Genomic DNA, 12,706 nt, shown 5'->3' on the forward strand with positions numbered 1-12,706 from the left:
GCCGCTGGACCGTGCTTAGCGGCTGCCCGGCAGCTGGCCCAGGAAGCTGACGGTGGCGGTGCCAATCTGCTGCTGGGCGGCGCTGCGGCTGATGCCGGGCTCGCCGTCGCCGGGCTGATCACCGTAGTCGCCGAAGAACGCGTGCACTCCGCCCTGGACGGCGGCGAACTCAGTATCCGGGGGCAGGAGTTCCCGGGAGGCCTGGATCTTGTCCGGCGTGCTGAGACCGTCCTTGGTCCCGGAGACGGACAGGACGGAAAGGCCGGTCCGTCCCCGCAGCGATTCCACCGGGTAGGAGGCGTACAGCACCAGGCCGGTGATGTCGGTGTTCGCCAGGGCGAATGACGATGCGGACACCCCGCCCAGGGAGTGGCCGCCCACCGCCCATGTAGTGATGTCCGGGTTGTCCTCGATGGCGCTGCGGGCCTGGTTGCCGTCCAGCAGGCTGAGCCCGAGCGGTTCCTTCAGGATGACCACCCGGTACCCGGCACCGACCGCGGGAGCCAGGACGTCCCGGTAGGCCCGGGCATCAACGCGTGCTCCCGGGTAGAAGACCAGCCCCTTGGTGGTCCTGGCTGCGTCGGGCGCCATGGTGATGGCGGTGTCCGTTTCGGTGACGGTGAGGTCCGACGCCGGCCCGGCCTCCGCCGTCGGGCCCGGCTGATAGGCGAAGGGGTTGAGCCAGGCGAGCCCAGCGGCGAGGGCCAGGACGGCCAGCCTGCCGGCCCACCCGCCGATGGCCCGGACGCGGGAGCGGGGCCGGGGCACATCGCGGCGGAGCGAGAGCAGGGCTGCCCAAGCTGCACCGGCGGCTGACGCGGCCAGCAGGATGCCCGGCAGCAGCGGATGGCCGCCCAGGACGGCGGGGTTGCCTGCCAGCATCCACAGCGCAACCCCCATCAGGGCGGCAGCGCAAGCCGCCGATGCCCAGAACAGGGCCGTCCGCTTCCTGGGCGGCGCACTGGCTTGGCCGGCCGGTGAGGTCTCCATGGTTCCTGATCCTTCCATCCGGCGGCAGGATTTCAATGCCGGGCTGGCCTACGCTGGCCGTATGCCCGAAATGTTCCGGTACGACGTCGAGATCCTGCACCTGCTGGTATCCCCCGCGCACGCTTACTTTGGCCGAGCCCGGGACGGCGCCGCCGACGTTCCCACCACTGATGCTCCGCAGGCTGAGGTGGTGGCCGGCAAGGGCATCGTGGACGACCGGTTCTTCGGCAAGGCCGCGCACATGGACGCCGCGGTGACCCTGTTCGCCGTCGAGTCCCTCGAGGCCATCGCCGCAGAGTTGGGCTCGGCGCCGTTCGATCCGCTGCTGACCCGCCGGAACGTGGTGCTGCGCGGGGCCCAGCTGGCCCCACTGTTGGGGCAGGACTTCGTGCTGGAATCCGGCGGCTCCCAGGTGACCCTGCACGGCGGCCGGCACGCCCAGCCCTGCGCGTGGATGAACGAAATGCTCGCCCCCGGCGCCCATCCGGCCATGCGTGGCCGCGGGGGCATCCGCTGCCGGGCCGTCTCCAGCGGCTTCCTGCACCGGGGTCCTGCGGTGCTGGTCAGCCCTGTGCCGCTGGACCCTGCCCGGGCAGGCGAGGCCAGCGTCCTGCGGCCGTCCCGGCTGCCCTAGCAGGCCCTGCCCTAGGACGCCCCGGCAGGACGTAAGACGGAAGACGGCGTCACGCACGGCACGCTTTCGGCCCACCCGGGGCGGGGAAGCCCCGGAAACCCGGGATCCCGCCGTCGTGCGCTGCCTGAAAGCCTGCCTCGCGTGACGCCTGCCGCGGCCTACCGTTTCCGGTGGATCGACTTGTAGCTCAGGTAGGCGTTGAGGCCCTCGATCCCGTACTCGGTGCCCAGCCCGGAGTCGTGCCGGCCGCCGAACGGGGCGGAGTGGTTGGAGGCGAAGAAGTTCAGTCCCACCGAGCCCGTGTCCATGCGGTCCGCCACGGCGAGCGCGGCGTCCTCGTCCCGGCCGAACACCAGGCCGCCCAGGCCGAATTCGGTGTTGTTCGCCAGTGCCACTGCCTCCTCGACGCTGCCGCCGGCGTCGTTGTATTTGAGGATGGTGATCACCGGCCCGAAGATCTCCTCCCGGGCTATCCGCATGTCCGGGGTGACGTCGGCGAACACCGTGGGCTCAATGAAGTAGCCGTCCTCCAGCCCTCCGGCAAGGGACGCAGCGCGTCCTCCGGTGGTGGCGCGGGCGCCTTCAGCCAGCCCGGACTCGACGTATTCCATGACCGTCCGGTACTGCGCTTCGGTGGCGCAGGGGCCAAACACCGTGTCCGGATCCAGGGGGTCGCCCTGCTTCCCGGCGGCGATGGTGGCCGTGACCATGTCCACCACCTCGTCATACCGGCTGGCCGGGGCCAGGATGCGGGTGGAGATGTAGCAGGTCTGCCCGGTGTTCCGCATGGAGGACTTGATCAGCACCCGGGACATGGCGTCCAGGTCCGCGTCCGGCAGCACGATGGCGCTGGACTTGCCGCCCAGCTCCAGGGTGACCGGACGCAGCAGCTCACCGCAGGCGGCGGCGATTTTCCGGCCCACCGGCGTCGACCCCGTGAATGCCACTTTGGCCACTCCGGGGTGCTTGACCAGCACGTCGCCCAGCCGGCCGGAGCCGGTGACCAGGTTGACGACGCCGGCCGGGACGCCTGCTGCGGCAATGGCATCGATGATCACACGGATGGACAGCGGGGTGGGCGACGCCGGTTTGATCACCACGGTGCAGCCGGCCAGCAGCGCCGGCGCCAGCTTGATCATCACCAGGTTGATGGGGAAGTTCCACGGGGCGATCAGCGCGCAGACGCCCAGCGGGTCCCGCCGCACCACGGACTCACCGCCGCCGCGCGGGAAGGGCCGGACGTCCTCCTGTTCCAGGTATCCGTCCAGGGTGGCGAAGTAACGCAGGATCCCGGCGGCGTTGGCGGCGGCACCGGAGGATTCGGCCACCGGGGATCCGTTCTCCCGCGAGTTGGTCAGGGAGAGTTCGTCAGCGCGCTTCTCCACTTCGTCGGCGATCCGGAGCAGGTAGGCGGCCCGCTCGGACGGTGCCAGCCGGGGCCATTCGCCGGCGAACGCCTTCTGGGCGGAACCGACGGCGGCGTCCACGTCCCCCGGCGTGCCGTCCGGGACAGAGCCCCAGACTTCGCCGGTGGCGGGGTCGGTGACCGGGTTCCGGCCGGTGCCCCGGGACCGCTGCCAGGCGCCGTCGACGTAGATGGTGTCCACGTGGGTGTGCGGCAGCGCCAGGCCGGACCGCGTGGTCAAGGCCGGTGCGCCGGCCGGTGCGTCATGCGTGGCGGAGGTCATCGGATCACCGCCGTCTTCAGCAGCGCGTTGGACCGGGCAAGGTCCGCGGTGGCCATCTCGAGGGCGGCCCCGGTGATGAGCTCGGGGATGATTTCGGCGGCCAGCCGGTCCGTGTAGGTGGCGGGATCCATCCCGAACCAGGAGGAGGCGAGGGCGATGCCGGCGTGGTCGAACCGCCACAGCCTGTCGGCGTCACGCATCAGCGCGTCCTCGAGGGAGCGGGCCACGGGCCGGGTGTCGTGGCCGTCAATGATTGCGCAGACCTGCTCCACGAACCCGGGGGCATAGCCCAGGCCGGGAAGGACCCGGCGGGCCACGTCGCAGCCCTGCTTTTCGTGCTCATAGCGGATGGTTGCCTTGCGCCAGTCCCCCGTGAACCCTTCCGAGAGGATCCGGGATTCATCCACGTGGGCCCAGCCGGTGTCATGCAGCAGCGTGGCCACCCGCACCAGGTCTGCATCCGCGTCCGGGTAGGCGCGGCACAGCCGTTCGGCGAACGCAAGGGAGATGGGCAGGTGGATGTCGTTGCCGCGGGTCCGGGTCTCGTGGACCACGGCCTTCCAGAGCGCGTCGAGCGAGTCCAGGGCCGCGGGGGTGCCGGCAATGGGGGTGGTGTCCACGGGGCCGGGGGCGGGGATGGGGCGGACGCTGTATTCGGCGGCGAAGGCATCGGCCAGGGCGTCGCCCGTGTCCGGTGCGGTGCCGGGGGCACCGGGGGCGCTGCCGGCGGCAATGCCGGGCTCCGCCGGGGCAAACGGCGTCTTGGGGGTGCTCATAATGCTCCTTCGGGTTGGCCGGCCTCGCGGCTAGCTGTCCGTGGTGATGGTCTTGAGTTGGGTGCCGGGGTCTGCTGCGGCCCCGGCGGGAATGTTGAGGCCCTTGGCGAGTGCGTTCTTGACGGCCATGAAGTCCAGCGGCGCGTTGACGCAGTCCGCGGCGATGATGCGGCCCTGGCGGTAGTAGAGGACGCTGAATTTTCCGCGTTCCCGGTCGTTCCGGACTACGGTCCGGTCGTAGCCGTTGCACAGGCCGGCGATCTGCAGCTTGAGGTCCGCCTGGTTGGACCAGAACCACGGGATTCCGGCGTACTCCTCGCGCCGCCCGGTCAGGGAATACGCGGCCACCTTGGCGTGCTCGATGGCGTTGTTGACGCTTTCCAGCCGGATCCGTTCCCCGGGCTCGGAGCCGGGAACGGGGTTGGGCATGTTGGCGACGTCCCCCACGGCCACCGTGGTGCCGTCGGAGGCCAGCGCGAACCGGTCCACCACCACGCCGTTGTCCACCGCAAGGCCCAGCTGTTCTGCCAGTTGGGTGTTGGGGATGACGCCGATGCCGATCAGGACGATCTGTGCCGGCAGTACCGTCCCGTCCTGGAGTTCGACGGCGGCAACCCGGGTGCCGCCGTCGTCAGCGGTGAAGCGCGCCGCACTGGTGTTGAGACGGATGTCGAGGCCGCGTGACCGGTGGGCCTGCAGGAAGTATTCGGCGGTTTCCTCCCCGACGGCCCTGCCCACCAGCCGCGGGCCGAACTCGAGCACGGTGACGTTCTTACCCATTTTCTGCAGGCTGGACGCGGCCTCGAGGCCGATGAACCCGCCGCCGATCACCACCACATCCGTGGCGTCGCCCACTTTTGCCTTCAGGGCCAGGGCGTCGTCGGCGTTGCGGAGGTAGAGCACGCCGTCCAGGCCGTTGCCGTCAATCTCCAGTTTCCGGGCGCGGGCGCCTACGGTGAGGGCCAGCCGCTTGAACGGGAACTCCCGGCCCGAGGACGCATGCGCCACCCCGGAACCGTCCGCTTCCTTGTCGATCCGGACGATGTATTCGCCCTTGACCAGGTCCACGTTGTGCTCGGCCCAGTAGTCGTTGGACCGGAAGATGAGGGATTCGCTTTCCACGGTGCCCTGCAGGAACTCCTTGGACAGCGCCGGCCGCTGGTACGGGCGGTGGTTCTCGTCCCCCAGCAGGGTGATGTGTTCGTCGAAGCCGAGCGCCCGGAGCGATACGGCCAGCTGCACGCCGGACTGGCTGGCGCCGATGATCAGGAGCCCGGTCCGGGTGGGGACCGTGGCCGTTCCGGCTTCCTGCTCCACTGCCTGCGTTCCCATGGCTACACCTGGGTTTCGGGGGTGGTGACGAAGAGTTCGAGCTCCTCCGTCAGGCGGAGCTGGCAGGACAGCCGGGAGTTGTCTTCACGGTCCACGGCGGTGCCGTAGAGCATTTCATCCTCCATGTCCTCCATGGGAGGAAGCTGCGAGGCGCAGTCCTCGCGGACGAAGACGTGGCAGGTGGCGCAGGACAGCGAGCCGCCGCATTCGGCCACGATGCCGGGGACGCCGTTGCGCACCGCGGTTTCCATGACCGAATCGCCTGCATTGCCTTCGACGTCCCGGACGGTGCCTTCTGCGTCGGTGAAGTGAACCGTTGGCATTGTGGTCCTCCTTGGTTGAAGTTGGTTGGGTGGTGGCGGGGGGTGGCCGGTCAGATGAACTGCCGGCCGCCGTCCACCACCATGGTCTGGCCGGTGTAGTAGGAGCTGTCGGGCCCGGCGAGGAACAGGGCGGCGCCCACAATGTCCTCGGGCTGGCTGGCGCGTTTGATGGCGCCGCGGTCCACGCCGTAGTTCTCGGCGTTTTCCATGAGCCCGTAGCTGGCTTCGGTGAGCGTGAAGCCGGGGGCGATGGCGTTCACCGTGATCCCCCGCCGGCCCAGTTCCTTGGCCATGACCCGGGTGAGGGCCACTACGCCGCCCTTGGAGGCGACGTAGTGCGCCCATTGCTCGGAGCCGCTGAAGATCGTGGCGCTGGAGAGGTTGATGACGCGGCCACCCTCGGCCAGGTAGGGGCTCGCGGCGCGGGTCACCAGCCAGGGTCCCTTGAGGTTGACGTTCATCACCAGGTCCCATTCGGCCGGATCGATGTCCTCGAAGCGGCTGCGTGTCACCCCCGCGTAGACCGCCGCGTTGTTGAGGACGACGTCGATGCGTCCGTTTCCGAAGTCCGCGCAGCTCGCGGCGAGCTGCTCCGTGGAGTCCAGGTCGGTCACGTCGGCGGCGAAGGCAGCGGCGCGGGCGCCGGCTTCCCGGACCAGCTTGGCGGTCTGTTCGGCACCCTCGAGATTGATGTCGGCCACCGCCACCCGGTAGCCGCGGCCGGCGAAGCCGAGCGCGAACGCCCTTCCCAGCCCGCCGGCGGCTCCCGTGATGAGGACCGTTCTATCATTCATGCCCTCAGTGGAATATTCTCCTGAGGGCATGTCCAGATCAGACATGGCTATGGCTGTGGGCGCCGGGTCCGGCAACCACAAGGTCGTCCTCGGCGTCCAGGATCTGGACCGTGCCCTTGGTGCCGTCCACACGCAGCCGCTGGCCGGTCTTAATGGTGGTGGACCCGGAGCCCGTTCCGGTCACGGCCGGCAGGCCGTATTCACGGCACACGATCGCGGCGTGGCTCATCATGCCGCCGATGTCCGTGACGGTTGCGCTGATCTTGCCGAAGATGGGTCCCCAGGAGGGCGCCGTCACCGTGGCCACCAGGATCTCGCCCTGCTGCACCTCGGAGAGCTGGTCGGCGTCGGTGACCACGCGGGCCAGGCCTTCCACCACGCCGGGCGAGGCGGCCATGCCGCGGAGTCCGCCGCCTTCCACTTCTTCGCCCGCTCCCAGCCACTGCTGGACCTGCTCGGTGGTGATGCCCCAGAGCATCCGGGTGAAGGGTTCGGTGATGGAGGCCGGTGGGGTGTTCAGGGCCGGCGCGGGGCGGGCGGTCTTGAGTGCGTCCACGATGCCGCGGCGGCGTTCGATCTCCTCGGGCCAGTAGTCGGGGCCGATGGGCTTGGCGCCCACGCCCCAGCCGGTGACCAGGTCGAAGAGGGCGTCGCGGACCTCGTTGCGGCCCAGGTAGAGCAGGTCGTCCGGCTGGGTCCAGAAACCCTCGGCATGCATCATGCGGGAGAGTTCGCGGATCTTGCGCCAGAAGACGCCCATGGTCCAGTGCTCGATGTAGAAGTTGTGGTTCTCCACGTAGGGGTAGGCGGTGGCGGCGAGGCCGCGCTTGGCGTCGAAGACGGCCTGGTTGTCGCCTTCGAGGAGGTCCCGGTATTCCTCGATGATGCGGTCGCGTTCGACGATGAGGGCCTCGACGGGACGCATGATCTCCTGGCCTTCGTCCACGCGCCGGATGTAGTCGGCGATGTAGCCCAGCGGGATTTCCTGGTTCACGTTCCAGTACTTGTCGTGGCCGTAGAAGCCGTTGCCCACGGTGAAGTTGAACCACGGGTCCTTGGCACCTTCGTACTGGGCCAGCCAGCGGTCCCCGCCCGGGGCGGCGGCGATGGCACCCAAAGTAGCCTCGACGTCGTCCGTGTTTCCAAAGTGGGGCTGCAGGCCCAGCTCGGCGGCGAGCTTGGCGAGCTGCTTGAGCTCGTCATCGGGCCGGAACAGTTCCATGTCCACGCCCTGGACCATGCTGGCGATCGACTGGTCCGGGATGTTGGGGAAGACCTGCTTGCAGAAGTTGAAGAAGTCCAGGTAGGCGATGTAGCCCAGGTTGAGGAACTCGAAGTGGTACTGCCAGTTCTGGTAGGCCAGCTGGATGAGCCGGTCGTAGCTTTCCAGGAGCTTCTCGGAACCGTCCTTGCCCTTGCCGGAGGTGATGTCCTCGAGCGGGACCATGTCCGGCAGCTTGGGGAAAGAGATGGCTTCCATCTCGGCGATGGTGCCCTTGACCTTGACGTGCCAGTCCTTGAGCAGCTGCTCCCAGTTCTGGAAGTAGTGGCCGACGCGCTGCTCGAACAGCGGCACGCGGGCGGCGATCTGGTCCTCCGGGACGGGAATGGGGGACATGTAGAGGTAGCCCAGGTGGATGCGGAACTCGATGCCGTTGGCGTTGGGGATCATGAGGTGCCTGGCGTTGTACTGGCCCAGGCACTTGACCGCGAATTCGCCGCCGATGGTCTCGAAGGGCTTGAACACAGTGGGCCAGTGCTGGCTGTCGCAGAACCAGAACTTGGCGTCCTCCTGCTCCTTGAGCTTGTCCTGGAACACCAGGTAGTAGGGGTAGATCTTTTCCCAGCCTTCGGCCCCGGCGGGAACCGGCAGTTCGGAGGGCTTGGGGAACGACTTCATGGACATGGCGGTCCTTTCAGGAGGGCTCGGCGGTGAGCCTTGGTGGGGGTGAAGCCTCGGATGGGGGTCAGGCAGTCGGCTTGAGCGCGGGGGTGCTCAAGCCCCTGAAGTAGCCGCCGGTGACGACCGGCTGGGGCGCGGTCACCGCGGCAGGCTTCGAGGAGTGGACCGTTTCCGGCCGGGACTGCAGGAGGAGCAGGTTTTCGCCGTCGGGGAGGTCCGCGTCGAGGGCCCACTCAATGTCCTGCGGGCACTTGTAGTGCTTCTCGGCCCGCTTGGCCATCTGGGCGACGGCGGTGAGCTCGGCGTCGGTGAGGCTGCGGCGGCCCCGGCGTTCGTCGTCGACCTCGCGTTCAACCAGGCCCTTGGCGCCGGCGTCCGGGACCAGCTCGGCGTGCTTGTCGCCCAGGTGTTCGGTGACGACGGCGAGGGTCACCTTGTCCAGCACGATGTTGTCCGGGGTGACCTGGCCGGAGACCACCATCTCGCCCACGCCGTACGAGGAATCGATGGTGATCTTGGACCGGTCGCCGTTGGTGGGGTCCATGGTGATGGCCACGCCGGAAACCTTGGAATTGACCATCTTCTGCACCACCACGGCCATGGACAGGCCTTCGTTGGGGATGCTGTTCTTGAGCCGGTAGATGATGGCGCGGGAGGTGTAGAGCGAAGCCCAGCACTGGCGGATGTGGTCGGTGACTGCCTTGACGCCGTCCAGCCAGAGGTAGGTGTCCTGCTGCCCGGCGAAGGACGCGTCCGGCAGGTCCTCGGCGGTGGCACTGGAGCGCACTGCCACGGGGACGGGGGCGTCGAAGCGTCCCATCAGGGATTCGTAGGCGGCGATGGTCATGCTGCGCAGTTCTTCAGGGACGGGGCGGGAGCAGATGTCCTCGCGGATGGCTGCGGACACCTGGTCCACCTGGCGGGTGTCCTCAGGGTCCAACCCGGCGAGCAGTTCGTGGATCTTCGCCGTGATGCCGGCTTCGTCCATGAAGGCATCGAACTGGGCGGTGGTGACGACGAAGCCGGGCGGAACGGGCATGCCGGCGGAGGTCATGGTGACCAGGGACGCTCCCTTGCCGCCGAGGTTTTCAAGCTTCGGCTCGATGCCGCCGTCGAAGAACTGGACGTAATCGTTGCTGTGCATGGTGCTTAGGCCTTCCAGGTGACAGGAACGGTCTCGGGAACACGGAAGGAGAGGTTTTCGCGGAAGGCGATGTCCCCGGGGGCGTCGAGCTGCAGCCCGGGGGCGAGCCGGGCCACTTCCTCGAGCGCGATTTTCGCCTGCAGCTTGGCGAGCATGTTGCCCAGGCAGTAATGGATCCCGAACCCAAAGGAGAGGTGCTCGCGGGCGTTCGGCCGGGTGATCTCGAAGTCCTCGCCGTCAATGAACTTGGTTTCATCGCGGTTGGCCGAGCCCATCAGGAGCAGCAGCTGCGAGCCCTCCTGGATGGGCACTCCGCCCACCTCGGTGTCCTTGAGGGCTTTGCGCCGCCATCCGACGATGGAGCCGGCGTAGCGGAGGACCTCGTCGATGGCGGCGGGGATCCTCTTGGGATCCGCCACCAGTTGCTCCCACTGCTCCGGACGGGCCAGGAGCTCGCGCAGGGCGTTGGAGATGAGGGTGGTGGTGGTCTCGTGCCCGGCGAAGAGCAGGCTGTAGAGGACCGAGGCGATCTCGTGGTCCGAAATTTCGGCGCCGTCCTGCTGGGCCTTGACCAGGTCTGCGGTGAGGTTGTCGCCGCCCTGTTCGTGGGCCACCCGGACCAGGCGCAGGCATTCCTGCCAGTACTCCACCAAGTTATGGGCGTGCGGGATCTGCTCCTCGTCGCTCAGGTCGCCCCAGGTCATGGCGGCCCGGGAGTCGGACCAGCGCTTGAACGTGTCCACCTGGGAAGCATCCGCCCCGATCAGGGTGAGGATGGTGATGGTGGGAACGTCGTAGGCCAGGTCCTTGACCAGGTCGCCGCGGCGCTCTTCGCGGGAGAGCATCCTCCCGAGCAGGTCCACCACGTTCTGCCGGATGAACGGTTCCAGCGCCTTGTAGCGGCGGGGCGTGAAGGCCTTCTGCACCACGGCGCGGATGCGGGTGTGCTCCGGCGGCCGGCGGGCGGAGAGGCCGGAGTAGGCGGTGAAGCCGCCCTCTTCCATGATCTTTTTCGCGGCGGGTCCGCGTTCCCGGACCGGGGCCTGGGCGTTCTCACTGGAGAACGTTTCCCAGTCCTCGAAGACGGCTTTGATGTCGTCGTAGCGGGAGACGACGTACAGGCCGGTGCGCTCATCGAACATCACGGGCTGCTCGGCCCGGAGTTCTGCGTAGGCGGTGAAGGGATCCTTCATCTGGAAGGGTTCGTAGCCGTGGTGCCCGGCGGGGGCTTCGGCGCCGTACCCGAAAGGACAGCGGCCAGCCGTTTCTGTCGACGATGACATGGTGACTCCTGGTGACTTGGCTCCGCCCGGCGCCTCAGGGCGGCGGGGGTTTCTTAGTGACCAGTGTGGTCCACATCACCGGGAGGGGACAGCGCCGGCTTCCACTGGACGGAAACGAACGTCAGCCCCGCGGGCCTTTGTGGACGCCGATCAATGTCTCCAGGGGGATCCGCGCGGTGGCCTTTTCGATTTGGGCTGAGATGCCCTTGAGGACGGGAAGGTACCTGGTCATGGTGGATGCCTGGGCGGTGGGCAGCACCAGGCCGATCGCGGCGCCGATCCGGCCGGTATGGAACACCGGGACAGCAATGGAGCACGAGCCAAGCCGCACTTCCTCGAGGGTGGTGGCGTAGCCCTGCGCGTGGATGTCCACCAGCTCGGCGGTGAATTTTTGCGGATCGATGTGGGTGTGGGCGGTGGCGCGTTCCAGGTCCCGGTGCAGGTAGGCGTCGCGCACCCAGTCGTCTTCGAACGCCAGGATGACTTTCCCGACGGCGGTGGCGTGCATGGGCAGACGGCCGCCCACCCGGGACGCGCGGGGCACGCGTTTGGAGCCGTAGACCCGGTCGATGTAGAGGACCTCATTGCCGGCCCGGATGGCCAGGTGTGCCGTCTCGCCGGTCAGCGAGAACAGGTCCTGGACGTAGGGGTGGGCGGCATCGCGCAGCTGGCGGCCGGTGTTCTGCGCCAGCTCCCACAGCCGGATGCCCAGCTGGTAGCGGCCGTTCGGTTCCCGCGACAGGAATCCCCAGTCGGTCAGTTCGTTCACCAGGCGGTGCGCGGTGCTGAGCGGGAGCCCGGATTTGTCCGCGATATCGGTCAGGCTGAGGGCGCCGCGGGACGTCTCGAAGGCTTCCAGGATGGACAGCACTTTAGAGGTCACGGTGCGTCCGGGGTCGCGGCTGCCGCCGGCCATGGGGGCCTCCTCGCTCCTGGCGCTGGGCCCAGGGTGCCGGCAGCGTCCGGAAAGAGTCTAAGCGCGGGAACGGCTCCGGGCCGCGCCGGTTTCCAGGTCAGCCAAGCAGGCGTTGCGCTGCGGCCAGAGGGTGACCGATTCCAGTGCCGACAGTGCCCGCGCCATGGCCTGGGCCTCCGCGGTGAACAGGTGGCCGTGCACGCGCTGGGAGCAGAGCCGCAGGGCCTGTCCGCGGTCCAGCCCGAACCAGTCCATGACGGTGTCGATCCCGTGCGGGCTGAGGCGCCAGGTCTTGTCCGCGTCCTTGACGATGGCGTCCTCGATGGAGAGGGCCTCCCGCCGGGAATCGTGGCCGTCGATGATGTTCAGGATGGCGGGGATCCTGATGCGGTCATAACGGCACTCGATGAGGATGTCCGCGGCCAGGCGCGCCCCCTCCTTTTCGTGCAGCAGCACCAGGTCCGGCCTGCCGCCGCCCGGCGCAATGGCCGCCAGGACGTCGCCGGGCGGGACCTGTGACCAGCCGGTGTCGTGCAGCAGGATGGCTGGAAGCACCACCGCGGCGTCCGCTTCCGGGTGGGCGTCCAGCAGGGCGCGGGCCAGGCCGAAGGCGTAGAGGGTGTGGGCGTCATTGTCCCGGACCTTCAGGTATGGTGCAGCCAGTTCCCAGATCCCTGCCAGCACCGGGTCCAGCGCGATGACCCCCGCCGGGTGCGGCTCGATCCCGGAGGCAACAGCGGCGGCGTCGAGGCCTGAGTGGTTGGCGGCGGGCTGCAGCTTCGTCATTCCTACAGCCTGCCCGGCATCGTGCCCACGGGCAACGGGCGGCTTCTGCCCAGTGGAACCGGACGGTGGGCGGACGACGGCGTCACGCACGGCACGCTTTCGGCCCACCTGGGACGGGGAAGCCCCGGAAACCCGGG

12 protein-coding genes are annotated in these 12,706 nt (G+C 68.5%); 1 reads left to right on the forward strand and 11 read right to left on the reverse strand.

Annotation, left to right across the window (positions count from 1 at the left end; all coding sequences use genetic code 11):
- Positions 1 to 15: 15 nt before the first annotated feature.
- Positions 16 to 990, reverse strand: a complete 975-nt coding sequence (locus AB0280_RS10945) for an alpha/beta hydrolase (RefSeq protein WP_307491162.1) — start codon at positions 988 to 990, stop codon at positions 16 to 18.
- A gap of 61 nt (positions 991 to 1,051) precedes the next feature.
- Here AB0280_RS10945 and AB0280_RS10950 point away from each other — a divergent pair, with 61 nt between their 5' ends.
- A complete protein-coding gene (locus tag AB0280_RS10950; protein ID WP_307491160.1) occupies positions 1,052 to 1,624 on the forward strand; it encodes an MOSC domain-containing protein in 573 nt (190 codons plus the stop codon).
- A gap of 158 nt (positions 1,625 to 1,782) precedes the next feature.
- Here the strand turns inward: AB0280_RS10950 and AB0280_RS10955 are convergent, their stop codons facing one another.
- From AB0280_RS10955 to AB0280_RS11000, 10 genes are all read right to left on the reverse strand, one after another.
- Positions 1,783 to 3,312 (reverse strand): aldehyde dehydrogenase family protein, encoded by a 1,530-nt coding sequence (locus AB0280_RS10955; RefSeq protein WP_307491159.1) that lies wholly within the window; start codon positions 3,310 to 3,312, stop codon positions 1,783 to 1,785.
- The gene (locus tag AB0280_RS10960) at positions 3,309 to 4,088 is read right to left on the reverse strand and encodes an HD domain-containing protein (RefSeq protein ID WP_307491156.1); all 780 of its coding nucleotides are present in this window, start codon (positions 4,086 to 4,088) and stop codon (positions 3,309 to 3,311) included. The genes AB0280_RS10955 and AB0280_RS10960 overlap by 4 nt, the downstream gene beginning before the upstream one ends.
- A 30-nt stretch (positions 4,089 to 4,118) precedes the next feature.
- Positions 4,119 to 5,420 carry an NAD(P)/FAD-dependent oxidoreductase gene (locus AB0280_RS10965; RefSeq protein ID WP_307491154.1) on the reverse strand — a complete coding sequence of 434 codons (1,302 nt, stop codon included), beginning with the start codon at positions 5,418 to 5,420 and terminating at the stop codon, positions 4,119 to 4,121.
- A gap of 2 nt (positions 5,421 to 5,422) precedes the next feature.
- Positions 5,423 to 5,743: a 2Fe-2S iron-sulfur cluster-binding protein gene (locus AB0280_RS10970; protein WP_286400767.1), complete on the reverse strand. Its 321-nt coding sequence runs from the start codon at positions 5,741 to 5,743 to the stop codon at positions 5,423 to 5,425.
- A gap of 50 nt (positions 5,744 to 5,793) precedes the next feature.
- Positions 5,794 to 6,537 (reverse strand): SDR family NAD(P)-dependent oxidoreductase, encoded by a 744-nt coding sequence (locus tag AB0280_RS10975; RefSeq protein WP_307491152.1) that lies wholly within the window; start codon positions 6,535 to 6,537, stop codon positions 5,794 to 5,796.
- 37 nt (positions 6,538 to 6,574) lie between these two features.
- A complete protein-coding gene (locus AB0280_RS10980; protein WP_307491150.1) occupies positions 6,575 to 8,443 on the reverse strand; it encodes a PEP-utilizing enzyme in 1,869 nt (622 codons plus the stop codon).
- A gap of 61 nt (positions 8,444 to 8,504) precedes the next feature.
- On the reverse strand, positions 8,505 to 9,584 hold the full coding sequence (locus AB0280_RS10985) for a PEP/pyruvate-binding domain-containing protein (protein WP_307491149.1): 1,080 nt from the start codon (positions 9,582 to 9,584) through the stop codon (positions 8,505 to 8,507).
- Between the two features lie 5 nt (positions 9,585 to 9,589).
- Complete coding sequence (locus AB0280_RS10990; protein WP_307491148.1) at positions 9,590 to 10,867, reverse strand: cytochrome P450; 1,278 nt, start codon at positions 10,865 to 10,867, stop codon at positions 9,590 to 9,592.
- 121 nt (positions 10,868 to 10,988) lie between these two features.
- Positions 10,989 to 11,783 (reverse strand): IclR family transcriptional regulator, encoded by a 795-nt coding sequence (locus tag AB0280_RS10995; RefSeq protein ID WP_307491147.1) that lies wholly within the window; start codon positions 11,781 to 11,783, stop codon positions 10,989 to 10,991.
- Between the two features lie 57 nt (positions 11,784 to 11,840).
- Complete coding sequence (locus AB0280_RS11000; RefSeq protein WP_307491146.1) at positions 11,841 to 12,569, reverse strand: HD domain-containing protein; 729 nt, start codon at positions 12,567 to 12,569, stop codon at positions 11,841 to 11,843.
- Positions 12,570 to 12,706 lie beyond the last annotated feature (137 nt).

Origin of the sequence: Pseudarthrobacter sp. 902506025 (assembly GCF_040702325.1) — a bacterium.
GTDB lineage: Bacteria > Actinomycetota > Actinomycetes > Actinomycetales > Micrococcaceae > Arthrobacter.

What these genes read in the sequence shown, in the direction of transcription:
- AB0280_RS10945 (WP_307491162.1), bottom strand. Translation starts at nt 990, where the DNA reads ATGGAGACCTCACCGGCCGGCCAAGCCAGTGCGCCGCCCAGGAAGCGG.
- AB0280_RS10950 (WP_307491160.1), top strand. Translation starts at nt 1,052, where the DNA reads ATGCCCGAAATGTTCCGGTACGACGTCGAGATCCTGCACCTGCTGGTA.
- AB0280_RS10955 (WP_307491159.1), bottom strand. Translation starts at nt 3,312, where the DNA reads ATGACCTCCGCCACGCATGACGCACCGGCCGGCGCACCGGCCTTGACC.
- AB0280_RS10960 (WP_307491156.1), bottom strand. Translation starts at nt 4,088, where the DNA reads ATGAGCACCCCCAAGACGCCGTTTGCCCCGGCGGAGCCCGGCATTGCC.
- AB0280_RS10965 (WP_307491154.1), bottom strand. Translation starts at nt 5,420, where the DNA reads ATGGGAACGCAGGCAGTGGAGCAGGAAGCCGGAACGGCCACGGTCCCC.
- AB0280_RS10970 (WP_286400767.1), bottom strand. Translation starts at nt 5,743, where the DNA reads ATGCCAACGGTTCACTTCACCGACGCAGAAGGCACCGTCCGGGACGTC.
- AB0280_RS10975 (WP_307491152.1), bottom strand. Translation starts at nt 6,537, where the DNA reads ATGAATGATAGAACGGTCCTCATCACGGGAGCCGCCGGCGGGCTGGGA.
- AB0280_RS10980 (WP_307491150.1), bottom strand. Translation starts at nt 8,443, where the DNA reads ATGTCCATGAAGTCGTTCCCCAAGCCCTCCGAACTGCCGGTTCCCGCC.
- AB0280_RS10985 (WP_307491149.1), bottom strand. Translation starts at nt 9,584, where the DNA reads ATGCACAGCAACGATTACGTCCAGTTCTTCGACGGCGGCATCGAGCCG.
- AB0280_RS10990 (WP_307491148.1), bottom strand. Translation starts at nt 10,867, where the DNA reads ATGTCATCGTCGACAGAAACGGCTGGCCGCTGTCCTTTCGGGTACGGC.
- AB0280_RS10995 (WP_307491147.1), bottom strand. Translation starts at nt 11,783, where the DNA reads ATGGCCGGCGGCAGCCGCGACCCCGGACGCACCGTGACCTCTAAAGTG.
- AB0280_RS11000 (WP_307491146.1), bottom strand. Translation starts at nt 12,569, where the DNA reads ATGACGAAGCTGCAGCCCGCCGCCAACCACTCAGGCCTCGACGCCGCC.